This window comes from Nitratireductor lacus (assembly GCF_056431025.1).
In genome coordinates this window covers 1-22,552 of the sequence record NZ_JBWKMB010000017.1, presented here as the reverse complement: position 1 = coordinate 22,552, position 22,552 = coordinate 1, and the positions used below count along the sequence as shown (strand labels likewise).

The 22,552-nt window shown below is 62.0% G+C and carries 21 protein-coding genes; 12 read left to right on the top strand and 9 right to left on the bottom strand.

Annotated elements, in window-relative coordinates:
- Nucleotides 1-275 precede the first annotated feature (275 nt).
- The 6 genes from cysS (at nucleotide 276) to rarD (ending at nucleotide 6,373) form a co-directional block, all read left to right on the top strand.
- Complete coding sequence (gene cysS, locus AC07E3_RS15205) at nucleotides 276-1,751, top strand: cysteine--tRNA ligase (RefSeq protein ID WP_478363067.1); 1,476 nt, start codon at nucleotides 276-278, stop codon at nucleotides 1,749-1,751.
- Nucleotides 1,748-2,131: a VOC family protein gene (locus AC07E3_RS15200; protein ID WP_336065642.1), complete on the top strand. Its 384-nt coding sequence runs from the start codon at nucleotides 1,748-1,750 to the stop codon at nucleotides 2,129-2,131. Before cysS ends, AC07E3_RS15200 begins: the two co-directional genes overlap by 4 nt.
- Nucleotides 2,132-2,248: 117 nt before the next feature.
- A complete protein-coding gene (locus AC07E3_RS15195) occupies nucleotides 2,249-2,761 on the top strand; it encodes a GFA family protein (RefSeq protein WP_478363198.1) in 513 nt (170 codons plus the stop codon).
- Nucleotides 2,754-3,707, top strand: coding sequence for a prolyl aminopeptidase (gene pip, locus AC07E3_RS15190; RefSeq protein WP_478363065.1), 954 nt, complete (start codon nucleotides 2,754-2,756; stop codon nucleotides 3,705-3,707). Before AC07E3_RS15195 ends, pip begins: the two co-directional genes overlap by 8 nt.
- On the top strand, nucleotides 3,704-5,335 hold the full coding sequence (gene cimA / locus AC07E3_RS15185) for a citramalate synthase (RefSeq protein WP_478363063.1): 1,632 nt from the start codon (nucleotides 3,704-3,706) through the stop codon (nucleotides 5,333-5,335). The genes pip and cimA overlap by 4 nt, the downstream gene beginning before the upstream one ends.
- A gap of 111 nt (nucleotides 5,336-5,446) precedes the next feature.
- Nucleotides 5,447-6,373: an EamA family transporter RarD gene (rarD, locus tag AC07E3_RS15180; RefSeq protein ID WP_336065635.1), complete on the top strand. Its 927-nt coding sequence runs from the start codon at nucleotides 5,447-5,449 to the stop codon at nucleotides 6,371-6,373.
- A gap of 279 nt (nucleotides 6,374-6,652) precedes the next feature.
- Here rarD and AC07E3_RS15175 read toward each other — a convergent pair whose 3' ends face one another.
- A complete protein-coding gene (locus AC07E3_RS15175; protein WP_478363060.1) occupies nucleotides 6,653-7,264 on the bottom strand; it encodes an LOG family protein in 612 nt (203 codons plus the stop codon).
- A 110-nt stretch (nucleotides 7,265-7,374) separates the two neighbouring features.
- Here AC07E3_RS15175 and AC07E3_RS15170 point away from each other — a divergent pair, with 110 nt between their 5' ends.
- From AC07E3_RS15170 to pssA, 5 genes are all read left to right on the top strand, one after another.
- On the top strand, nucleotides 7,375-8,862 hold the full coding sequence (locus AC07E3_RS15170) for an Ig-like domain-containing protein (protein ID WP_478363058.1): 1,488 nt from the start codon (nucleotides 7,375-7,377) through the stop codon (nucleotides 8,860-8,862).
- 122 nt (nucleotides 8,863-8,984) lie between these two features.
- On the top strand, nucleotides 8,985-9,302 hold the full coding sequence (locus AC07E3_RS15165) for an ArsR/SmtB family transcription factor (protein ID WP_336065629.1): 318 nt from the start codon (nucleotides 8,985-8,987) through the stop codon (nucleotides 9,300-9,302).
- Entirely contained in the window at nucleotides 9,292-11,169 is a 1,878-nt protein-coding gene (locus AC07E3_RS15160) for an ABCB family ABC transporter ATP-binding protein/permease (RefSeq protein WP_478363056.1), read from the top strand. The genes AC07E3_RS15165 and AC07E3_RS15160 overlap by 11 nt, the downstream gene beginning before the upstream one ends.
- Before the next feature lie 154 nt (nucleotides 11,170-11,323).
- Nucleotides 11,324-12,022, top strand: a complete 699-nt coding sequence (locus tag AC07E3_RS15155; RefSeq protein WP_478363054.1) for a phosphatidylserine decarboxylase — start codon at nucleotides 11,324-11,326, stop codon at nucleotides 12,020-12,022.
- A complete protein-coding gene (gene pssA, locus AC07E3_RS15150; RefSeq protein ID WP_223004413.1) occupies nucleotides 12,022-12,846 on the top strand; it encodes a CDP-diacylglycerol--serine O-phosphatidyltransferase in 825 nt (274 codons plus the stop codon). Before AC07E3_RS15155 ends, pssA begins: the two co-directional genes overlap by 1 nt.
- A gap of 10 nt (nucleotides 12,847-12,856) precedes the next feature.
- Here pssA and AC07E3_RS15145 read toward each other — a convergent pair whose 3' ends face one another.
- From AC07E3_RS15145 to AC07E3_RS15110, 8 genes are all read right to left on the bottom strand, one after another.
- Complete coding sequence (locus tag AC07E3_RS15145; protein WP_336065621.1) at nucleotides 12,857-13,522, bottom strand: 1-acyl-sn-glycerol-3-phosphate acyltransferase; 666 nt, start codon at nucleotides 13,520-13,522, stop codon at nucleotides 12,857-12,859.
- A gap of 204 nt (nucleotides 13,523-13,726) precedes the next feature.
- Entirely contained in the window at nucleotides 13,727-14,476 is a 750-nt protein-coding gene (locus tag AC07E3_RS15140; RefSeq protein ID WP_478363051.1) for an SDR family NAD(P)-dependent oxidoreductase, read from the bottom strand.
- Nucleotides 14,473-15,948 carry an amidophosphoribosyltransferase gene (gene purF / locus AC07E3_RS15135; protein ID WP_478363049.1) on the bottom strand — a complete coding sequence of 492 codons (1,476 nt, stop codon included), beginning with the start codon at nucleotides 15,946-15,948 and terminating at the stop codon, nucleotides 14,473-14,475. The genes AC07E3_RS15140 and purF overlap by 4 nt, the downstream gene beginning before the upstream one ends.
- Nucleotides 15,949-15,990: 42 nt before the next feature.
- Nucleotides 15,991-16,530, bottom strand: coding sequence for a CvpA family protein (locus AC07E3_RS15130; protein WP_007007707.1), 540 nt, complete (start codon nucleotides 16,528-16,530; stop codon nucleotides 15,991-15,993).
- Between the two features lie 87 nt (nucleotides 16,531-16,617).
- Nucleotides 16,618-18,006, bottom strand: a complete 1,389-nt coding sequence (radA, locus tag AC07E3_RS15125; protein WP_336065609.1) for a DNA repair protein RadA — start codon at nucleotides 18,004-18,006, stop codon at nucleotides 16,618-16,620.
- Nucleotides 18,006-19,181 carry an alanine racemase gene (alr, locus tag AC07E3_RS15120; RefSeq protein WP_478363045.1) on the bottom strand — a complete coding sequence of 392 codons (1,176 nt, stop codon included), beginning with the start codon at nucleotides 19,179-19,181 and terminating at the stop codon, nucleotides 18,006-18,008. Before alr ends, radA begins: the two co-directional genes overlap by 1 nt.
- 27 nt (nucleotides 19,182-19,208) lie before the next feature.
- Nucleotides 19,209-20,702: a replicative DNA helicase gene (locus tag AC07E3_RS15115; RefSeq protein WP_007007704.1), complete on the bottom strand. Its 1,494-nt coding sequence runs from the start codon at nucleotides 20,700-20,702 to the stop codon at nucleotides 19,209-19,211.
- A gap of 249 nt (nucleotides 20,703-20,951) precedes the next feature.
- Nucleotides 20,952-22,211 carry a class I SAM-dependent methyltransferase gene (locus AC07E3_RS15110; RefSeq protein WP_478363043.1) on the bottom strand — a complete coding sequence of 420 codons (1,260 nt, stop codon included), beginning with the start codon at nucleotides 22,209-22,211 and terminating at the stop codon, nucleotides 20,952-20,954.
- Nucleotides 22,212-22,367: 156 nt separating this feature from the next.
- On the opposite strand from AC07E3_RS15110, the gene AC07E3_RS15105 reads away from it, so the two are divergent.
- A partial coding sequence (locus AC07E3_RS15105) for a hypothetical protein (RefSeq protein ID WP_478363041.1) occupies nucleotides 22,368-22,552 on the top strand: 185 nt, incomplete at its 3' end.

Sequence of the window (22,552 nt, the reverse complement as noted above, 5' to 3'; positions counted from 1 at the left end):
GGGCCGCAACGCCGGGTTTCGCCGCGATCCCCAGCCTTTTGGCTTTCAGCTTTTAGTCTTGACGCATCTGCCACCTGCGGCGATAAGAACGCCTATGAAAACGCTGTGCACCATTATCGGTATTTGCATTATCGGCTAGCGCCTTATCGCTGGTCCGGACGTTTTCGCCCTCCTTTCCCGACGAGAAAAACGCCCAGGCCAGACGGCCGGAGCAAACCGTGCCCGCAATATCGCACCGCTTCGGCATGGCGATGGGTTGAAAACGGAAGGTGAGGATGACGAACGGTTTCAGGGGCCTCAGGGTCTACAACACGCTCACGCGGGCCAAAGAGGACTTCGTCCCCATCGATGCGGACAAGGTGCGCATGTATGTGTGCGGGCCGACAGTCTACGACTATGCCCATATCGGCAATGCGCGTCCGGCCATCGTTTTTGACGTTCTTTACCGTTTCCTGCGCCATCTCTATGGCGAGGACCACGTGACCTATGTGCGCAACATCACCGACGTCGACGACAAGATCAACGCGCGCGCCCGCCGCGACTATCCCGACCTGCCGCTCAATGAGGCGATCCGCGAAGTGACGCAGAAAACGGCCGACCAGTATCATTCGGACGTTGCCGCCCTCGGCTGCCTGAAGCCGACCATCGAGCCGCGTGCCACCGATTTCGTCCTGCCGCGCGCGGACGGATTGACGGACATGGCCAGCCTGATTCAATCTCTCATCGATCGCGGCCATGCCTATGAAGCGAAAGGAGAAATCCTTTTCGACACCGCCTCCATGCCCGCCTATGGCGGGCTTTCGAAACGCCGGCTGGAAGACCAGCAGGCTGGCGCCCGCATTGCGGTGGAAGCGCACAAGAAGAACCCGGCCGATTTTGTCCTCTGGAAGCAGTCCTCGGCAGATGAGCCGGGGTGGGATGCGCGTTTCACCATCCGTGGCGCAGCAATGACCATTCGCGGCCGCCCCGGCTGGCACATCGAGTGCTCGGCCATGTCTGCGGCCTATCTCGGCGAGGAGTTCGACATTCACGGCGGTGGCCTCGACCTGATCTTCCCGCACCACGAAAACGAGATCGCGCAGTCCTGCTGCGCCCATGGCCGCGATGTCATGGCGCACTACTGGATGCACAATGGCTTCCTCCAGGTGGAGGGGCGAAAAATGTCCAAATCCGAGGGCAATTTCGTCACCATCCATGAACTGCTGGAGACGGAGAAATTCGGCGGGCGCAAATGGCCCGGCGAGGTTTTGCGTCTTGCAATGCTGATGACGCATTACCGCGAGCCGATCGATTTTTCGGTGCGCAAGCTCGAAGAGGCGGAGGCTGTCCTCGACGGGTGGTATCGGGCTGTCGGCGATGTTGAAGCCGGTGATATCGGATGCGCCGATACCATAGCCGCGCTCAGCGACGATCTCGGAACAACCGCTGCCATTGCCAGCCTTCATGAATTGCGCAGCGAAGCGACGAAAGGCAGCAGCGCGGCAAAACAGGCTCTCAAAACGAGTGCGGGTCTTCTCGGGCTGCTCGCAGGCACGGAAAGCGAATGGTTCGCCGTCAAGGCGTCGGAAGCCTCCATCGATACCGGGTTCGTTGAAACAGCGGTGGAAAAGAGGCTCACACAGTTGCGCGAGAAAAACTTCGCCGAAGCCGACCGCATCCGCGATGAACTTGCCGCACAGGGCGTCCAGCTCATGGACTACAAGGACACGGAGAGCGGCGAACGCCGCACCAGATGGGAGGTGAAACGGTGATCGACCATATCGGCATCAAGGTTGCGGATTTCGAGCGTGCGAAGGCGTTTTACGACAGGGCAATGGCCCCGCTCGGCGCGTCGCTTCTGATGATGGTGCCGCCGGAATACACCGATGGCGTCAAGGTCGGCGGGTATGGCCGCGATCGGCCGGTCTTCTGGCTGACGGAAGGCGCACCCGCTGCCGAACCGAAACATGTCGCCTTCACGGCCAACACCCGTGAGGAGGTGGACGCTTTCCATAAGGCAGCACTCGAGGCCGGTGGCCGCGACAATGGTGCACCGGGCCCGCGCCCCCATTACCATGCAGACTATTACGGCGCCTTCGTTTTCGACCCTGACGGCAACAATGTGGAGGCCGTCTGTCACAAGCCGGCCTAGAGCAATTCCAGGAAAAGTGGCGACCGGTTTTCCGTCCGGAACTGCGTAAGAACGATAAGATTGAGCGCTTTTACACGTCAGGCAAAAGTGGAAGCACTCTGGGAGAAAGGGCAGGGAATGAGCCTCGACAACAAGCCCGTCTATTCCGGCGGTTGCCAGTGTGGGGCGGTGCGTTTTCATATCGAAGGCGCGCTTGGCGAGGCTTCGGTCTGCCATTGCCGCATGTGCCAGAAGGCGAGCGGCAACATCATGCTTCCGCTGGTATCGGTGCGTGGCGCGAAGCTCACCTGGACACGCGCCGAACCCAAGCGCTTCCAGTCGTCCAGCCATGTGCGGCGGGGCTTTTGCCGGCACTGCGGCACGCCGCTCACCTATGAAGCGCCCGACGGGCTGGCAATCGCCATCGCCGCCTTCGACCATCCGGAGGAAATCGCGCCGGTGGTGCAGTGGGGCATGGAAGGAAAGTTGCCCTATACCGACGGCATCGCGGCCCTCCCGGGTTACACCTCCGAGGAAGATGCGGACGCGGTGGAGTTTCTGCGCGACCTGGTCTCCTACCAGCACCCCGATCACGACACGGACGAATGGCCGCTGCCTGAAAACGCACGGAAAGACACTGAGAATGAATGAATTGCGCACGCTTTATCCTGAAATCGAGCCCTTCGACAGCGGTATGCTGGATGTGGGCGATGGCCACACGGTCTATTGGGAGCGCGTGGGCACGCGTGGCGCAAAACCGGCGGTGTTCCTGCATGGCGGCCCGGGCGGCGGCTGTTCACCCACGCATCGCCGCGCGTTCGATCCGGAAAAATACGATGTGGTGCTCTTCGATCAGCGCGGCTGCGGGCGCTCGAAACCCCATGCGGAGCTGGAGGCAAACACCACCTGGCATCTGGTGGCCGACATCGAGCGGCTGCGCAACATGATGGGCGTCGACAAATGGCAGGTCTTTGGCGGCTCCTGGGGGTCCACACTGGCGCTTGCCTATGCCGAGACCCATCCCGAATGCGTCTCCGAGCTGATCCTGCGTGGCATCTACACGCTCACCCGCGCGGAGCTTGAATGGTACTACCAGTTCGGCGTGTCGCAGATGTTCCCTGAAAAGTGGGAGCGCTTCGTCGCCCCGATCCCGGAGGCCGAACGCGGTGACCTGATGGGCGCCTATCGCAGGCGCCTCGTGTCCGAGAATCGTGCTGTTCAGCTCGAGGCGGCAAAGGCATGGAGCCTGTGGGAAGGGGAAACCATCACCCTTTTGCCCGATCCCGGCCTCACGGAGCAGCATGGCGGCGACGATTTCGCCATCGCCTTCGCCCGCATTGAAAACCATTTCTTCGTTCATGGCGGCTGGTTTGAGGAAGGCCAGCTTCTGTGCGATGCCCACAAGCTCACCGGCATTCCCGGCGTCATCGTTCACGGCCGCTACGACATGCCGTGCCCGGCCCACTACGCCTGGCAATTGCACAAGGCCTGGCCTGACGCGGAATTTCACCTGATCGAAGGGGCGGGGCACGCCTTTTCCGAACCCGGCATTCTCGACCGTCTGATCCGGGCAACAGACCAGTTTGCAGGCAAATGACCATGGCAAAAAGAGAACGTATCTACCTTTTCGACACCACGCTGCGCGATGGCCAGCAGACGCCGGGCGTGGATTTTTCCGTCGAGGACAAGATCGCGGTGGCAAAGCTGCTCGACGATTTCGGCTTCGATTATGTGGAAGGCGGGTATCCCGGCGCGAACCCCACCGACACGGCCTTCTTTTCGAAGAAGCGCACCGGCAATGCCGCTTTTGTCGCCTTCGGCATGACCAAGCGTGCCGGTGTCTCCGCCTCCAATGATCCCGGCCTCGCGGCCCTGCTTCAGTCGGCCAGCGATGCGATCTGCTTTGTCGCCAAGAGCTGGGATTACCATGTGCGCGTCGCGCTCGGCTGCACCAATGAGGAAAATCTGGAATCGATCACCGCCTCGGTCGAGGCGTCGGTTGCCGCCGGCAAGGAGACGATGGTCGACTGTGAGCATTTCTTCGATGGCTACAAGGCCAATCCGGACTACGCGCTGGCCTGCGCGAAGGCGGCCCATAAAGCCGGTAGCCGCTGGGTGGTGCTGTGCGACACCAATGGCGGCACGCAGCCGACAGAGATCAGGGAAATCGTGAGTGCCGTGATCGCGGCTGGCATTCCCGGCGCGCATCTGGGCATCCATGCTCATGACGACACGGGCCAGGCCGTGGCCAATTCGCTTGCCGCCGTCGAGGCAGGCGTGCGCCAGATACAGGGCACGCTCAATGGCATTGGCGAGCGCTGCGGCAACGCCAATCTGGTGACGATCCTGCCGACGCTGGCGCTCAAACCCGCCTATGCGGAACGCTTCACGACCGGCATTCCCACCGAGAAACTGGCCGATCTTTCGCGCCTTTCCCACGGTTTTGACGAGCTTTTGAACCGCGCGCCGGAGCAGCAGGCGCCCTATGTCGGCGCATCGGCCTTCGCCACCAAGGCCGGCATCCATGCTTCTGCTGTGCTCAAGGAGCCCGAAACCTATGAGCACGTGCCGCCGGAAAGCGTTGGCAACACGCGCCGCGTCATGGTCTCGGATCAGGGCGGGAAATCGAACTTCATTGCCGAACTAAAGCGCCGCGGTGTTGCCGTCGACAAGGCCGACCCGCGCCTCGATACGCTGATTGCGCTCGTCAAGGAGCGGGAGGCCGAGGGCTATGCCTATGAAGGAGCCGATGCAAGCTTTGAACTTCTCGCTCGGCGCACGCTCGGCCGCGTGCCGGAGTTTTTCAGGGTCGACGGTTTCCGCTGCATGGTGGAGCGTCGGTTCGATGCCAATGGCGAATTGAAAACCGTGTCGGAAGCCGTGGTCCGGGTGACCGTTGACGGCGAGACGCTCATGTCGGTCGCGGAAGGTCACGGGCCGGTCAACGCGCTCGACATCGCCCTGCGCAAGGATCTCGGCAAGTATCAGGCCGAAATTTCGGATCTGGCGCTGGCCGACTACAAGGTGCGTATCCTCAATGGCGGTACCGAGGCGATCACCCGCGTCTTGATCGAATCCTTCGACGGGACGGGCGCCCGCTGGTGGACCGTCGGTGTCTCCGACAACATCATCGATGCGTCGTTCCAGGCCCTGATGGATTCCATCGTCTACAAACTGGTCAAGAACCGGGACAAGGCAGATGCCGCAGAAGAGAACGCCGCCTGATCGAGACGAGCGAATGCGCTGGACCAATAAAATGAGATGGCGCCGATCCAGAGCGGTATGACAGGATAATCGAACGCCTGTCACCCCCGCCGGGCTTTTCGTGGAAAGCAGATGTCCGAGATAGCAGAAGCAGAAAAGCCGCTTGAGGCGGACTCTAACGACGCGACGCGCGGCTTCTTCTTCGCTCTGTCTGCCTATGGCCTTTGGGGCTTCCTGCCACTCTACATGAAGCTTGTTTCCCACATCCCGGCGATGGAGGTGGTGGCTCACCGCGTTCTCTGGTCTCTTCCGGTGGCGGCGGTCATCCTCTATTTTCTCGGTCGCACGGCCGATATCCGCCAGGCGCTGCGCTCGCCGCGCACATTGCTGATGGCAGCGCTGACGGCGGCGATCATCTCCTGCAACTGGGGCATCTATGTCTGGGCGATCGCGGTCGACCGTGCCGTCGAGACGGCACTCGGCTACTATATCAACCCGCTTGTCAGCATCGCCATGGCGGCGCTCTTTCTCGGCGAGCGCCTCAACCGTTACCAGATCGCCGCAGTGTGCCTTGCAGGCGTTGCCGTGCTGATCCTCACGACCGATGCGGGCGGTCTGCCCTGGGTGTCCCTCAGCCTCGCCTTCAGCTTCGCGGCCTACGGCATTCTGCGCAAGACCCTGCCCATCGGGCCAAGCCAGGGCTTTTTCCTTGAAGTCCTGATCCTTGCTCTGCCCGCTCTCGGCTACCTCATCTGGCTCGGCGCGTCGGGCGAGGCGCATTTCGCGCTTTCGAACCCGGCCGACATCGCTCTGCTCATCGGCTGCGGCCCGGTCACGGCCATTCCGCTTATCCTGTTCGCCATGGGTGCCAAGCTGCTGCGCTATTCCACCATCGGCATCATGCAGTACACCGCGCCGACCATGATCTTCCTGATCGCTGTATTCGTCTTCAAGGAGCCGTTCGGCGGCGTCAAGGCGGTGGCGTTCGCTCTCATCTGGGCAGCCCTTGCCCTTTATAGCTGGTCGATGCTGCGTGACGCGCGCCGGGCAAAAAAATAGCCGTCCCAGGGGGCCGGGTAAAAAAATAGCCGCCCCAGAGGGGCGGCAAATGAAACCCGGGATGCCGGGAAGGGGTGCGGCGGGCATCGACGGGTCAGGGACGGCGTGCGCGGAACATGCGAAGCCGGAGAACGCTGAACGTTCAGACTCCGGACGATGGATGGATGCATAGGCCATGCACCGCGCAACCGGATCGAAGCAGGCCAGTGTTACAGCGAGACTGCAATCGAGTAACGGCAGGATGACAATCCCGCCCTGTTCATTGAAATCTGTGGACAGTCACAGCCGGTCGATAACCGTCTGGTCCTCACCATTCGATGACGCGCGCTGAGCGGCTGCCTTGAGGATTGCGGGAACGATATCCTGCGCCTGATCCACCACGATCGGGCGGACCCGGTGGCCGGAATGCACGAAGCCTTCCTGCTTCATGTGATCGACGAGCGTCAGAAGCGGGTTCCAGAAGCCGCCGATATTCGCGAACACCATCGGCTTTTCATGCCGGGCAAGCTGTGCCCAGGTCATGATTTCAACGATCTCTTCAAGCGTTCCAATTCCCCCGGGCAGGGCGACGAACGCATCCGAGCGCTCGAACATGGTGTGCTTGCGCTGGTGCATGTCCTCGGTGACGATGAGTTCGTCAAGCTCGGCCAGATCCACCTCGTTGGCCTCGCGGCGGATCAGGAATTTCGGAATGATCCCGGTCACCGTGCCGCCGGCATCCATCGTACCACGGGCGACTGCGCCCATGATGCCTTTGGTACCCGCGCCATAGACCAGCCGCAAACGGGCTTCCGCCAGACTGCGCCCCAGCGTCAGTCCTGCCTGAAAATGACGTTCATCGCGCCCATTGCTTGAACCGCAATAGACGCATACCGACTCGATTATGCTCATGAAACCATTGCTCGTCTGCGTTACCGTTATGGTCAAGAGGACAAAGGCTTTTTCTTGTCGCTTGAGCGAAAAAGCGTTACAGCCTGTCACAAAGGGACTATCGTGGGTTTATGGGCTTGACACCTTTAAAGGGGCTTCTTTTTCTCTCCGGCGCTGTCGTGGCGGGCCTCGGGGCCGCATATGTTCTGGGCGCGTTTGACACACAGGAGCCACGCCCGGCTGCCCTGTCATCGTCACCATCGCCCGACACGGGCGCGCCGGCGGCGACCGCAAAGCAGGATGAGCAGGGCGCGGGTGCAGCCACCAGGGAAGCGCGCCTGGGGGATGCCGGTCAGGAAAATGCCTCCGAGCCGGTGAAGCCGGCTCAGGAGATTGCCCCGCCAACCTTCGATATCGTGCGGGTCGAGCCGAACGGCTCCATGGTGATCGCCGGCAAGGCAGAGCCCAACGCGCGGGTCGAGATCATCAATGGGTCGACCGTTCTCGGAACCGCCACAAGCGGCGCGTCGGGCGACTTCGCGGCTGTGCTCGAAGAACCCCTTGAGCCGGGCGATTACCAGATTGTGCTACGCGCCACCACACCCGACAATCTCGCCGCCACTTCCCTAGAAACGGCCATCGTCACCGTGCCCGACGACGAGGCGGGGCAGGTGCTTGCCCTCGTCGATCAGCCGGGTGCGCCGAGCCGTCTGATTACGGTGCCGGAAGCAAAGGCGCCGCAGGAAAGCGAGAGCGAGACACAGGCTGAGCTCGCGTCTGAGCCGTCCGCGACCGCCCCGACCGGGCAGGAGCAGCCGGCCACGGCAGAAAAACCGCAGGGCGAGCCGGCTCCGGTCGCCACCGAGGCCGAAGGCGAAAAGCCGGCAGAGGCCGCGCAGACGGAGGAACAGTCACCGCCAGCCACCACAGCGGCGGAAGCCACAGGATCCCCCTTTATCGAAGCGGTCGAGATTGACGGTCGCCAGGTTTTCGTGGCCGGCGCCGCACGTCCCGGCAGCACGATCCGTGTCTATGTGAACCAGATCCTTCTCGGAGAGACGGTGACCACGCCGAACGGGCGTTTCCTGATCGAAGCCACCCGTGAACTGCCCATTGGCGACTACATTGTCCGTGCTGACATGCTTTCAGACGATGGGCGTACGGTCGTTGCCCGTGCCGCCGTGCCTTTCACACGGGCCGAGGGGGAACAGGTTGCAGCCGTCGCTGCGCCGGATTCCGGTTCGGATGTGCGCAACGATGCGGTTGACGGCAAGGATGCACGCCTGCCGTCGGCGGAGGCTTCGCAGCCCGCACAGGAGCCCGAAGCGGCGGCGAAGGCTACGAGCCCTGATGCGAAGACCACGGCGCCAAAGCTTGCTCCGGTGGACGGTTCGGTCATCATTCGTCGCGGCGACACGCTCTGGCACATCTCCCGGCGCGTCTATGGCCGTGGCATCCGCTACACGACGCTCTATCTGGCCAACCAGGACCAGATCGAGGATCCCGACCGCATCTGGCCGGGGCAGGTTTTTGCCGTTCCGGAGAGCACCGAGGAGGGCGAAGCGGCCGATATGGAGGCCATCGAAGATCAGATGGTCAAGCCGGAAAACGCCAATTAGCCGACATTAAATTCCCTCTTTCTCTTGAAATCACAGAACCTTTCATCGTATATCGCCGATGAACGATGAAAGGTTCTGCCATGCCACGCTCGTTGTCAGGCGCCTGCTGTGCGCATCACGCCATGACGAAGGGATTGAGCGCACTGTCTCACCCTGTGCGGGTCGAGATACTGAAGCATCTTTCGGGCTATGATGCGTGCTGCTGCAAGGATGTGGTGCGTCATCTGCATCTGGCGCAGTCCACGGTTTCCCAGCACCTGAAAGTGCTTGTGGAGGCGGGGCTGGTGCATGTGCGCCCTGAGCGGCAAAGCTCGCGCTATGAGGTGGACACAGAGGCTCTTGCAGGCCTGACAGAAGCCCTGGCGCGTCTGACACAGACCTGTATCGATGCCAGGAAGAATAGAACATCCAGCCACGGGGCCGAAGCGAATGACCAATAAGACCGTATCCGCCGAAGGCTCCACCTTCCAGACCCTGCGCAATCTGTGGCCCTATATGTGGCCATCCGACCGGATCGACCTGAAGCGGCGTGTCGTCATTGCCGCCTTCTTTCTGGTGCTTGCCAAGGTCATCCTCGTTTTCGTGCCATATTTCTACAAATGGGCCACCAATACCCTTTCCGGGGAAGGGGAGGCGCCGGGCTTCCTGCCGGCCATGCTGGCCGGTCCGATCATGCTCGTCGTGGCCTATAATGTCGTGCGTGTCGTCCAGCTCGGTTTCAACCAGTTGCGCGACGCCCTCTTTGCCAGTGTCGGGCAGCACGCCGTGCGCCAGCTCGCCCACCGCACCTTCGTCCACATGCATCAGCTTTCGCTGCGCTTCCATCTGGAGCGCCGCACGGGCGGACTTTCGCGCATCATCGAGCGCGGCACCAAGGGCATCGACACGATCGTTCGCTTCACGATCCTGAACTCGATCCCCACCGTTCTGGAATTCTTCCTCGCCGCCGGCATTTTTGCCTTCGCCTATGGCTGGATCTATGTGGCGATTGTCGCCGTCACGGTATGGCTCTACACTTGGTTCACGATCCGGGCGAGTGACTGGCGCATCGGCATTCGCCGGCAGATGAACGATTCCGATACGGACGCCAACACCAAGGCCATCGATTCCCTGCTCAATTTCGAAACGGTCAAATATTTTAACAACGAAGCCATGGAAGCACGGCGTTTCGACCGCTCCATGGCGCGTTACGAAGACGCGGCAACCCGCACCTGGACATCGCTCGGCTGGCTCAATTTTGGACAGGGCGTCATTCTGGGGCTTGGCATGACCGCCGCCATGGGGCTGTCCGCCTATGAAGTGATGCGCGGCACGCAGACGGTGGGCGATTTCGTCTTCATCAATGCCATGCTGATGCAGCTTTCCATCCCGCTGAATTTCATCGGCTTTGTCTATCGCGAAATACGCCAGGGCCTGACCGACATCGAACAGATGTTCGACCTGCTCGACGTTCGCGCCGAGGTCACCGACAGGCCTGACGCAAGGCTACTGACCGTCGAGAAAGGCGATATACGCTTCGAGAATGTATGCTTTTCCTATGATCCCGAACGGCCGATCCTGAAGGGCATCAGCTTCGAGATCCCGGCTGGCAGGACCGTTGCCGTGGTTGGTCCCTCCGGCGCCGGAAAATCCACCATCTCGCGCCTTCTTTTCCGCTTCTACGATGCCCAGAGCGGCGAGATCACCATCGACGGACAGAACGTGAAGGACGTGACGCAGGAGAGCCTGCGTGCGGCCATCGGCATGGTGCCGCAGGACACGGTGCTCTTCAACGACACCATCGCTTATAACATCCGCTATGGCAGGCCCGACGCCAGCGACGAGGAGGTGCGCAGCGCGGCCGAGATGGCACAGATCGGCCCCTTCATCGAGAGCCTGCCGGAGGGCTATGGCACGATGGTGGGCGAGCGCGGGCTCAAGCTCTCCGGCGGTGAAAAACAGCGTGTCGCCATCGCCCGGACCATTCTCAAGGCCCCGCCCATTCTCTTGCTGGATGAGGCGACCTCGGCACTCGATACGCACACGGAGCAGGAAATTCAGGCAGCGCTCGACACGGTCAGCCGTGGCCGCACCACGCTCGTCATCGCGCACCGCCTGTCCACCGTCATCAACGCCGATGAGATCATCGTGCTGAAAGGCGGGGAGATAGCCGAACGCGGCCGTCACCCCGACCTTCTGGCTGCCGGCGGGCTCTATGCGGAGATGTGGAGCCGTCAGCGTGAAGCCACCGAGGCCGAAGAGCGGCTGCGCAAGGCGCGTGAAACGGATGAAATGGGCGTGGTGGTGCGCCGCCAGCCCGCTTACTGAGGGACGGCCTCGGCTCCCTCCCTGAACCACTTCATGGGCTTGGTGACGGCACGCAGGTGTTGGAAACGGGCCGGCAGCCCGGTTGATGCGTTGCGGGAGAACCCGGATTCCGTTACCAAGGCGGCACATTCATTCGATTTGAAAGTGGCCGCCGATGAGCCTGATTGACACGATCCGCAACACGCTGGTGCCGATCCACCGCGAAGGGTATCCCTTTATTGCGGCTTTCGCCGGCGCAACCATTGTCCTGGGGCTGATCTGGGGGCCGCTGTTCTGGATCGGCCTGATCCTGACGGCCTGGTGCGTCTATTTCTACCGCGATCCCGAGCGCGTGACCCCCGTCGACGACAGTCTGGTGATTGCGCCGGCCGATGGCGTCGTGTCCTTCGTTGGCCCCGCCGTGCCGCCGACGGAGCTTGGCATGGGCGAGGGGGAGATGACCCGCATCTCCGTTTTCATGAATGTCTTCTCCTGCCACATCAACCGTGCGCCGGTGCGGGGCCGCATTTCCCTGATCGAGCATCGGCCGGGCCGGTTTCTCAACGCCGAACTCGACAAGGCGAGCAGTGAGAACGAGCGCAACGGCCTCGTGATCGAGAGCCCGCACGGCCCGGTTCCGGTGGTGCAGATCGCCGGGCTCGTGGCGAGGCGCATCGTCTGCTGGGCTGAGGCGCCCGGGCAAATCACTGTCGGTGAACGGTTCGGCCTGATCCGCTTCGGATCCCGTGTCGACGTCTACCTCCCGGCAGGTGCTGTGCCACGGGTTGCGATCGGCCAGACCGCGGTTGGTGGCGAGACAGTCATTGCGGCTTTCGGGAGCGATCTGAAACAGCCCATCGTCAGGGTTTCCTGATGGCAGGGCCCTTTCCACCATTCGAACCGCATGGCGGGGGCGGGCCCAAGCTCAGTGAAATTCCGCTGCGCATGCTGGTGCCGAACGTCATCACCGTTCTGGCCATCTGTGCCGGGCTTTCCGGGATCAGGCTTGCTTTCGAGCACCGCGTCGAGACGGCGGTTGTCATGGTCCTGATTGCCGCGTTTCTGGACGCGGTGGATGGTCGCGTGGCCCGCATGCTCAAGGCGTCGTCGAAATTCGGCGCGCAGATGGATTCGCTGGCCGACATCGTCAATTTCGGCGTCGCGCCGGCTCTGGTTCTTTATGCCTATGTGCTCGATCAGGCGGGTGCGCTCGGCTGGATCGCTGCGCTTCTCTTCGCCATCGCCTGCTGCCTGCGGCTTGCACGCTTTAATGTCATGCTGGACGATCCGGATCGTCCCGCCTGGCATACGGATTATTTCGTCGGCGTTCCCGCGCCGGCGGGAGCGGCACTGGTGCTCCTGCCAGTCTATCTGGGGTTTCTCGGCATCGCGCCGGACACCACCATGGCCTTTGCAGCTTCGGCCTATACGGTGCTGATCGGGTTTCTGCTGGTCAGCCGCCTGCCGGTCTATTCGGGGAAGAGTTCCGGTAGCCGGGTTCCGCGCGAATATGTTCTGCCGCTGATCCTGGGGCTGGCGCTCTACGTGCTTCTTCTGACCAGTTTCACCTGGATGACGCTTACGGTCTCAGCCCTTGGCTATCTGGTCTTCCTTGTCTTCAGCATGCGCGCCTACGCCCGCCGTGCGGAACTGGAAGACAAAAAGGCGGCGGAAGAAGCCGGTGGAGAGCAGGAATAATCCGGCAAGATCAGGTCTCGTTCGTCGGAGCCGGTGCGCCACGCACCTCGATCATCCGTCCAAACAGGGCTTCGGAAGCCCGCATGTCTTCCCGGCCCGAGCGCGCAATCAATGCCTCGATTGTCATCGGGGGCAGGGTGCGTACGTGGCGCGCGGGCACGAACCCGCGCCGTTCCATATAGACAGGAACCACATGTGCCTCTGCCTTGAGCGCAATGCGCGCGACGGCACGAAACAGGCGAAATGCCTTGGTGTCCGGTTCGGTGTCGTCGGGCATATAGACGGCAAGCCGGCCATTGCCTCTGAGGCGGCGCACGAGCCGGCGGCTGACAAAAACATGGTGTGCGTTGAAGGCGATTGTCCGCGCGAGCGCGCGCCAGGGTTCGAGAAAGGGTGACTTTGCCGATGCCTCATCGAGAATGTGCAGCGTGTCGTCGGGAAGAAGAGCAAGCATCGTCGCCGGGTCGAGACCGGATTGATGCCACACGGCATAGATGACCGGTGTATCGGCCTTTCGCGCCGCATCGACCTCGCGGTCGCTTATGCGAAACAGAAGCTTTAGCGGCGCGTGCAGCGCTGCCTGATGAAAGCTGACGCCGCGCCGATACTGGACGATGCCTGCCATGGCGGCCCAGACCGCCAGGACAAGCAGCACGAATTCGATGATCAGTATCATGCCGCATCTCCCAATCGCCGGTTCTTCACCTGTCGGCAAAGTCCGGCATCAATGTCTACGTTCGGGTCAATTGCGTATCGAACGCTGTCCCTTCCGCAGCCCCTTTTTGGCGCGGCGTCTTCGTCCGCTGCCGCGTGGAAAGGTAACGAAAGCGTCCGGCAGGTCAATCGCGAAGTCTGGTCTGAAACGGAGCCTGTGTCCGCCTCACTGAGGCATCTGGTAACGGGTAAAACGATCTTTCTTTACGTCGAAGATCAGGCCTGTTTCCGTCAATTCCGGGCTCGCAAGCGGCAGGATTTTGGCTGCCACTTCAGAAGGATGCGGCAACGTCGCGGGATCTTCACCCGGCATGGCCTGCGCACGCATGGCTGTGCGGGTCGCGCCCGGGTTTACCGAGTTGACCCGCAGCGGCATGTTCTTGGTCTCGTCGGCCCAGGAGCGCGCCATCGCCTCGACAGCCGCCTTCGAGGCCGCATAGGGACCCCAGAATGCCCGTGCGGAGTGTGCCGCCCCCGATGACATCACGATCGCACGCCCCGCGTCCGAAGCGCGCAGCAGCGGGTCCACCGTCCGGATCAGCCGCCATGTGCCGGTGACATTGATGTTCATGACCTTTTCGAAGACCTTCGCCTCCACATGGCCAAGCGGCGCGATCACGCCGAGAATGCCCGCATTGGCGACCATGATGTCCAGCTTGCCCCAGCGCTCGTGAATGGCGCCGCCAATCCGGTCGATACCGGCCATGTCGGTCAGATCGAGCGGAACGAGCGTGGCCTCGCCGCCCGCAGCCTTGATCTCGTCGTCGAGCTCTTCAAGACCGCCGACAGTGCGCGCCACGGCGACGACATGCGCGCCGCAGGCTGCAAGCTCTTTTGCCAGAAAATAGCCGATGCCGCGGGATGCGCCGGTGACGAGAGCCAGCCGGCCTTTCAGGTCTGGTTTTGTGTCTGTCATTGACCGCCTGCTGCGAGAAGGGAAAGCGTGCGCACATTGTCTGTGCTGTCGTGATCGGTCAACCGCGTCGGGTAGTCCTTGGTGAAGCAGGCATCGCAATATTGCGGCTGCTCGGCATTGCGTGCTGCCTCTCCGACCGCGCGGTAGAGCCCGTCAATGGTCAGGAAGGCAAGCGAATCGACCCGGATGAAGTCGGCCATCTCCTCGACCGACATGCGCGAGGCGAGAAGTTTGGCCGCTTCCGGCGTGTCGACGCCGTAGAAGCAGGGCGAACGCGTGGGTGGGGAGGCGATGCGCATATGCACTTCGGCCGCGCCTGCGTCGCGCACCATCTGCACGATTTTCTGGCTCGTGGTACCGCGCACGATGGAATCATCCACCAGCACAACCCGCTTGCCCTCGATGCAGCGGCGGTTTGCATTGTGCTTCAGTTTCACGCCCATATGGCGGATGGAATCGGTCGGCTGAATGAAGGTGCGTCCCACATAGTGGTTGCGGATGATGCCGAGTTCGAAGGGAAGGCCGGCGGCCTGAGCATAACCGATGGCGGCGGGCGTGCCTGAATCCGGCACCGGCACGACAATATCGGCCTCGACCGGCATTTCGCGCGCCAGCTCCGCGCCGATTTCCTTGCGCACCTCATAGACATTGCGTCCCTCGACGAGGGAATCCGGCCGCGCGAAATAGACATACTCGAAGATGCAGAAGCGCGGCTTCTCCTTGTTTTCAAAGGGGAAGAAGCTCTCGATGCCCTTTTCGGTCACGACCACCATCTCGCCCGGCTTCAAATCACGCACGAAGCGGGCGCCGATGATGTCGAGCGCACAGGTCTCCGAGGCCAGGATGTAAGCGCCGTCGAGATCGCCGAGAACCAGCGGGCGTATGCCCAGCGGATCGCGGCAGCCGATCATCTTTTTCGAGGTAAGCGCGACAATCGAGAAGGCACCCTCGATCTGCCGCACCGCTTCGATGAAGCGCGTGTTCGTGTCGCGTTCCTTGCTGGTTGCGACAAGGTGCAGAACCGTCTCCGTATCCGAGGTGGACGAGAAGATCGCCCCTTCCTTCTGCAGCTTGCGCTGCACGGTCATGGCATTGGTGATGTTGCCATTGTGGGCGATGGCGAGACCGCCGTCCGACAATTCTGCAAAGAAGGGCTGGACGTTGCGCAGGCCCGAGCCGCCGGTGGTTGCATAGCGCGTATGGCCGATGGCGCGGCTGCCGCTCAGGCGGTCCAGAACCGACTGTTTGGTAAACGTATCGCCGATCAGGCCGATATGACGCTCCACATGGAACTGGGTGCCGTCGAAGGAGACGATGCCGGCCGCTTCCTGTCCGCGGTGCTGCAAGGCATGCAGGCCAAGCGTTACGATGGCCGCGGCGTCACTGCGTCCGAAAATGCCGAACACGCCGCATTCATCATGAAAATGGTCGTCCGCTTCGCCTGCGAGAGGCAAATTGTCTTCCAGTGCCATTTCTGGCCGCCCTTTCATTGTGACACAGACGGCCCGCGACCGTCAGTTTGCGGTTTCGCCCTCGCCGGATGCGCCATTGGTGAGGCGATCGAAAACCGTGTTGTCCGGATCGTCCGGAAGCATGGCCTGGATCCACTGACCCACGCCATCCAGCAATGGCCGGGATTTGGCTTCCGCAACCCAGCTCGGCGGGTTCGCACCCATCAGCCAGTTGAGAAACAGAAGCGCAACCGCCACCACCAGAATACCGCGTGCGGCACCGTAGAGGAAGCCAAGTGTGCGGTCGAGCGCACCAATGCGCGAATCGATGATGAAATCCGCGATCTTCATCGTGATGATCGTCACCACGATCAGCGCCACGAGGAAGACGGCTGCTGCCGCAACGGCCAAGGCCAGCATGTCATTGCTGATATAGGGCTTCACATAGGGCAGAACCAGTGGATGAAAATAATAGGCCGCCACCGCAGCCGCCGCCCACGAAGCGATCGACAGCACCTCGCGCGAGAAACCGCGCACCATGGCCAGCATGGCCGAAACGAGCGTGAAGCCGACAAGAATTCCGTCAAGCAACGTGATTGGCATTGTCACCCCTACTCCTTTGGCAGTTAGGATGCCCCCGCAAGGTCATGTTCTTTATCTTCCGGGTCACTGTGCCGCCAATCGATTCATTCAGGCCGCCTTGGCGCCCGCGATCCGGGCCACAAGTTCGGCCAGCGCTTCGGGCCGCGCCGCCCGTGCTGCGATGGCACCCGATCCGTCCTCGCTGCCCCGCGGCATGACCGCTTGGGCGAAGCCGAGCTTTTCGGCTTCCTTGAGACGGCTCGCTGCATGCGCAACGGGTCTGACAGCGCCCGAAAGGCTGATTTCGCCGAAATAGACGCAATCGGCGGGCAGGGCAAGCCCGGTGAGTGAGGAGACCAGTGCCGCCGCCACCGCAAGGTCGGCTGCCGGCTCCGAAATCCGGTAGCCGCCGGCCACGTTCAGATACACGTCATGGGTAGCAAAACGGACCCCGCAATGGGCTTCCAGAACGGCCAAGACCATGGAAAGCCTTGCAGAATCCCATCCCACCACGGCGCGGCGCGGCGTGCCGAGCGGCGAGGGGGCAACAAGTGCCTGGATTTCCACAAGAACCGGTCGTGTGCCTTCCATGCCGGCGAAGACAGCGGCACCGGGGGCCGCTGCACTGCGCTCGCCCAGAAACAGCTCAGACGGGTTGGAGACCTCGCGCAGCCCCTTGTCGCCCATTTCGAACACGCCGATCTCGTCGGTGGGGCCGAAGCGGTTCTTCACCGTGCGCAGGATGCGGTAGTGGTGCCCGCCTTCACCTTCGAAATAGAGAACCCCATCCACCATGTGCTCCACAACGCGCGGGCCGGCGATCTGGCCTTCCTTGGTCACGTGACCGACCAGAACCACCGCGGCGCCGGTCGATTTCGCATAGCGGATCATGGCCTGCGCCGACGCGCGCACCTGCGTCACCGTGCCGGGCGCGGATTCGGCCATGTCGGTCCACAGCGTCTGGATGGAATCCAGAATGACGAGATCAGGGCGCTTGCCGTCCTCGATGGTCGCCAGAATATCCTCGACGTTGGTCTCGGCTGCCAGTTCCACCGGCTGCTGCGCCACATCCAGGCGCTGCGCGCGCAGGCGGATCTGCGCCACCGCCTCCTCGCCCGATACATAGACGATGCGGTGGCCGCGCGCGGCAAGGGCGGCCGCAGCCTGGGTGAGCAGGGTGGACTTGCCGATGCCCGGATCTCCGCCCACGAGCAGCGCCGAGCCGCGCACGAAGCCGCCACCGGTCACCCGGTCGAGCTCGCCAATTCCGGTGGTGATTCGCGGCGCGTCCTCGATGTCGCCCGAAAGCGTGGTCAGCGCCACCGCACGCCCCTTGCGGGCCTTGCGCGAGGCCGCCTGGGGGCCGGAACCGATGCCGCTGGAGGTGCCTTCCTCGACAAGTGTGTTCCAGGCGCCGCAGCCGTCGCACTTGCCGGCCCAGCGCGCGTGCACCGTGCCGCAGTTCTGGCAGATGAACTGAACGCGCGCGCGGGCCATCAGATGCGGTCCCCGCCGCGCACATAATGGCGTTCGAAACGATGCCCCAGCGCGGTCAGAAGCTCGTAGGAGATCGTCCCGCAGGCGGCAGCCAGCTCGTCCACCGGGAGGTTGGGGCCCATGAGCTCGATGAAATCGCCCACCTGCAGGGCGTCGGGTCCAAGATCGGTCACATCGAAAAGCGTAAGGTCCATGGTGACGCGGCCGAGCACCGGCACGCGCTGGCCCTCGATGAACCCGAATGCGCCTTCAGGCACGGCAGCGCGCAGCGGCACGCCGGCACCGGAGCCGGAGCGATGGTAGCCGTCTGCATAGCCCGTGGCGGTTACGGCAACGAGCGTGTCCCGGTCGAGCGGGGTCGCCCCATAGCTGACGGTGCCGCCGACCGGCACATGGCGCAGTTGTGCGATACGCGAATGCACGCTTGCCACGGGGCGCATGGGGTTTTCGGTGCCACTTACGGGATTGCTACCGTAAAGCGCCACGCCGGGGCGCGTCACATCGCGCAGGAATTCGCTACCCAGGAAGATTCCCGCGGAGTTCGCCAGACTTGATTCAGCATCTGGAAAAAGTTCGCAAAGTGCCTGGAATGATTCGAGTTGTTGCCGGTTCATCGGATGATCCGGCGTGTCGGCACAGGCCAGATGGCTGAGGATCAGCCGCGGCGACAAAGCCCCGGTCAGCGCATTCTCCTGCGCCAGGATGCGGGCGCGTTCGGGCGTGAGCCCGAGCCGGTTCATGCCGGTTTCGACATGCAGCGCGCATGGGCGCGGCGTGTCTCCGTCGTCCCAGCCATGGGCTTCCCAGATGGCGAGATCGGATTGCGAGTTCAAAACCGGCAGAAGGCGCCCTTCGCGGTAGAAGGAGGCCGCCTCGGAGCTGAAAAGACCGTTGAAGACGTAGATGTCGGCTTCGGGAGCGGCCCTGCGAACGGCAAGCCCCTCTTCGGGGAGGGCAACGAAGAATTTGCGGCATCCTTCGGCAACCAGCGCCTCGACAACCGGACCGGTGCCGAGCCCATAAGCGTCGGCTTTCACCACGGCGGCGGCTTCGGCCGGTGTCGATTGTTCGGCGAGGAACCTGTAATTGGCAGCCAGCGCGTCGAGGTCGACCGTCAGCCGTCCCCCGGCCACGCGGGGATCGGCGCCGCGCAAATGCGGGTTGTTACGGGTCATGGCGCTAATCCCTGTGCAGAGGTGCTGTTACTCAAAACGCTCGGGCATACGGTCCTCTTCGGCAAGGTCCGAGAAGCGTGTGAATTCGCCCTGGAAGGCAAGCTGCACGGTGCCTGTCGGGCCGTGACGCTGCTTGGCAATGATCACTTCGGCCTTGCCGCGCACTTCGTTCATCTCGGCTTCCCACTGAAGATACTCCTCGGTACCGGGTTTCGGTTCCTTGTTCTTCAGATAGTACTCGTCACGATAGACGAAAAGCACAACGTCGGCGTCCTGCTCGATGGAGCCCGATTCGCGCAGGTCGGCAAGCTGCGGGCGCTTGTCGTCGCGTGACTCCACCTGGCGCGAGAGCTGAGACAGCGCAATGATCGGCACCGAAAGTTCTTTCGCGAGCGCCTTGAGGCCGGTGGTGATCTCGGTGATCTCCTGCACGCGGTTCTGAGCGGATTTTGCGGACGAGCCCTGCATGAGCTGTACGTAGTCGATGATGATGACATCGAGGCCGCGCTGGCGCTTCAGGCGGCGGGCACGGGCGGCAAGCTGGGCGATGGAGATGCCGCCCGTCTGGTCGATGAAGAGCGGAATCTTCTGCATCGTCTGCGCACAGGCCACCAGCTTTTCGAAATCGGTTTCCGTAATCTCACCGCGGCGGATCTTGGAGGAAGGGATTTCGGTCTGCTCGGAAATGATACGGGTGGCGAGCTGCTCCGACGACATTTCCAGCGAAAAGAAGCCGACGACCCCGCCATTCGCAGCCGCAAAGGAGCCGTCTGCCTGCTGTGCCGGCTCATAGGCGGCTGCAATGTTGAAGGCGATGTTGGTCACGAGCGAGGTCTTGCCCATGGCCGGGCGGCCGGCAAGGATGATCAGGTCGGAGGACTGGAGCCCGCCCATGCGCCCATCGAGGTCGCGCAGGCCCGTGGAAATTCCCGAGAGATGCCCGTCGCGCATGAAGGCGGCATTCGCCATGTCGACGGCGATCTTGGTCGCATCGCCAAAACTCTCGAACCCGCCATCATAGCGCCCGGTTTCCGCCAGTTCGAAAAGACGCCGCTCCGCGTCCTCGATCTGCTTGTTCGGAGCCATGTCCACCGGCGCGTCATAGGCGATGTTGACCATGTCCTCGCCGACCGTGATCAGCGCGCGGCGGATAGCCAGATCGTAGATCGCACGACCATAGTCGGCGGCATTGATGATGGTGACCGCTTCAGCCGCCAGGCGCGCCAGATATTGCGCAACCGTCAGTTCGCCGACCTTCTCTTCGGCGGGCAGAAACGTCTTGATCGTGACGGGGTTGGCTGTTTTGCCCATGCGGATGAGCTCGCCCGCAACCTCAAAAATCTTACGGTGCAGGGGCTCGTAAAAATGAACCGGCTTCAGGAAATCGGACACGCGGTAAAGCGCGTCGTTGTTCACCAGAATGGCGCCGAGCAGCGCCTGTTCTGCTTCGATATTGTTTGGTGCTTCCCGATAAAGCTGGGTTTCCGCCGTTTCAAGTTTGCGGACTGCCGCCTCTGCCATCATTTTTGTTCCGGTGTTGCTCTGTCATTCGCGCCCGGACAAACGAAAGACATGAACGTCCCGGCACCCCAGGGGCCTTCCTAGACGCTGCAGACTCCGATGATAAGGGGGGAAACGACGAACCAGCCGGGTAATCCCATTATCCACGCTCATCCACGACACGAAAACCACAGCATCTCGAAAAGACGTTCATACTAGATGATTCGCTTGACAACGTGTCATCTACGCGGGAAGCGCTGGATTGTGGCTCTATTCGGCCGCCTGCGTGAATTTTCCGGACCCCTTGCCGTCCGCATCGGCGAGCTGTTTCTCGGTTTCGCCGATATAGGCTCGGGTCACGGGCAGGGTCTCACGCTTCTTGGTGAGCTGAATCTGGAAGACCACCATCTCCTGCCATCGGAACGATGCCTCAGAGCCGGCCAGGTAGAACTCCCACATGCGGGCGAAACGCTCGTCATAGATTTCCACAGCCCTGGCGCGATTCTTCTGGAACCGTGCCTGCCAGTGCTTCAGGGTTTCGGCATAGTGCAGGCGGAGGATCTCCACATCGGTAACGATCAGACCGGACCGTTCGATCGCCGGCATCACCTCCGACAGCGCCGGAATATAGCCGCCGGGGAAGATGTATTTGCGAATGAACGCGTTGGTGGCCGCCGGCGGCGCGGAACGCCCGATCGTATGCAGCAGCATCACGCCGTCATCTGCGAGAAGACGGGCGCTCTGGTCGAAGAAGGTGCGATAGTGGTTGATGCCCACATGCTCGAACATGCCGACCGACACGATTCGGTCAAACGGCCCCTTGAGAGAGCGATAGTCGACAATCTCGAACCGCGCCTTGTTTGAGAGCTTCTGTTCACGCGCGCGGCTGCTGGCCACCCGGTGCTGTTCTTCGGACAGCGTCACCCCGAGCACATTGGCGTCGAACTGGCGTGCAATATCGAGGCCCAGTCCGCCCCAGCCGCAGCCGATGTCCAGCACCTTCTGTCCCCGCTCCAGCGCCAGCTTCGCCATGATATGGCGTTTCTTGGCCCTTTGCGCTTCCTCGAGCGAGACCTCGGGTGTTTCGAAATAGGCACAGGAATACTGCATGTCCTCATCGAGGAAGAGACGATAAAGCTCTTCCGAGAGGTCGTAGTGCCGGTGGACGTTTCGTTTGGCGCGCGCAGCCGTGTTCCATTGCTGCAGACGGCGGAAGGGATGACGCAGCGCCTCTCCGAGCTTGACGAGAAAGAGCTGCGAGCCTGTTTCGTCCATGTTGGAGTACACGAGCTGAAGGAAAGAGAGAAGATCTCCTTCCACGATGTCGATCTCACCATCCATATAGCGCTCCGGCACCGCCAGCGTCGGATCGATCGCGATGGCGCGTTCGGCGGCCGCCGTGTGGATGACAATATGGACCGGATCGCCGCTCCCATCGCCGAAGACACGCAGTTTCCCTGCCGCATCGGTGATGGAAAGCTTCCCTTTGCGGACGAGGCGAGAAACGAATCTTTCGAGCAACCAGTTCATCGCATAACCCCCAAAAAGTCTCGGGAGGCTGCAAGTATGAAACAATTCTGTGATGGTTGAAAAGGGGCCAGACCTTCATTGGCCGTTAGCCGGATGAATACTCTTGCCGCTTCTTGCCATTAAGGTCTCGCGGAAGCGAGGAAATCCGGGCTCTTCGTGCAAGATATTCAAAGTATAAAAGTCACGATCAAAACAATTGATGGCGCAACCGCTGGCAACAAAAAAGCCGGGCGCGTGCCCGGCTTCAGACCACTGACAAACCCCGTCGATTTTCGGCGGGGTTTTGTTCAAGTGTGTGCGGTTTCTGGTTTTTGCCTGTCAGGAACAGGCGTCATCAGGCC

Excerpts from the sequence above, each read along its gene's own strand:
- AC07E3_RS15130 (WP_007007707.1), bottom strand. The coding sequence starts at position 16,530 with ATGCCAATCACGTTGCTTGACGGAATTCTTGTCGGCTTCACGCTCGTT.
- cysS (WP_478363067.1), top strand. The coding sequence starts at position 276 with ATGACGAACGGTTTCAGGGGCCTCAGGGTCTACAACACGCTCACGCGG.
- radA (WP_336065609.1), bottom strand. The coding sequence starts at position 18,006 with ATGGCCCGCGCGCGCGTTCAGTTCATCTGCCAGAACTGCGGCACGGTG.
- rarD (WP_336065635.1), top strand. The coding sequence starts at position 5,447 with ATGTCCGAGATAGCAGAAGCAGAAAAGCCGCTTGAGGCGGACTCTAAC.
- AC07E3_RS15110 (WP_478363043.1), bottom strand. The coding sequence starts at position 22,211 with ATGAACTGGTTGCTCGAAAGATTCGTTTCTCGCCTCGTCCGCAAAGGG.
- pssA (WP_223004413.1), top strand. The coding sequence starts at position 12,022 with ATGGCAGGGCCCTTTCCACCATTCGAACCGCATGGCGGGGGCGGGCCC.
- AC07E3_RS15175 (WP_478363060.1), bottom strand. The coding sequence starts at position 7,264 with ATGAGCATAATCGAGTCGGTATGCGTCTATTGCGGTTCAAGCAATGGG.
- pip (WP_478363065.1), top strand. The coding sequence starts at position 2,754 with ATGAATGAATTGCGCACGCTTTATCCTGAAATCGAGCCCTTCGACAGC.
- AC07E3_RS15145 (WP_336065621.1), bottom strand. The coding sequence starts at position 13,522 with ATGATACTGATCATCGAATTCGTGCTGCTTGTCCTGGCGGTCTGGGCC.
- purF (WP_478363049.1), bottom strand. The coding sequence starts at position 15,948 with ATGGCACTGGAAGACAATTTGCCTCTCGCAGGCGAAGCGGACGACCAT.
- AC07E3_RS15155 (WP_478363054.1), top strand. The coding sequence starts at position 11,324 with ATGAGCCTGATTGACACGATCCGCAACACGCTGGTGCCGATCCACCGC.
- AC07E3_RS15170 (WP_478363058.1), top strand. The coding sequence starts at position 7,375 with ATGGGCTTGACACCTTTAAAGGGGCTTCTTTTTCTCTCCGGCGCTGTC.
- AC07E3_RS15140 (WP_478363051.1), bottom strand. The coding sequence starts at position 14,476 with ATGACAGACACAAAACCAGACCTGAAAGGCCGGCTGGCTCTCGTCACC.
- AC07E3_RS15165 (WP_336065629.1), top strand. The coding sequence starts at position 8,985 with ATGACGAAGGGATTGAGCGCACTGTCTCACCCTGTGCGGGTCGAGATA.
- AC07E3_RS15115 (WP_007007704.1), bottom strand. The coding sequence starts at position 20,702 with ATGGCAGAGGCGGCAGTCCGCAAACTTGAAACGGCGGAAACCCAGCTT.
- cimA (WP_478363063.1), top strand. The coding sequence starts at position 3,704 with ATGACCATGGCAAAAAGAGAACGTATCTACCTTTTCGACACCACGCTG.
- AC07E3_RS15160 (WP_478363056.1), top strand. The coding sequence starts at position 9,292 with ATGACCAATAAGACCGTATCCGCCGAAGGCTCCACCTTCCAGACCCTG.
- AC07E3_RS15195 (WP_478363198.1), top strand. The coding sequence starts at position 2,249 with ATGAGCCTCGACAACAAGCCCGTCTATTCCGGCGGTTGCCAGTGTGGG.
- alr (WP_478363045.1), bottom strand. The coding sequence starts at position 19,181 with ATGACCCGTAACAACCCGCATTTGCGCGGCGCCGATCCCCGCGTGGCC.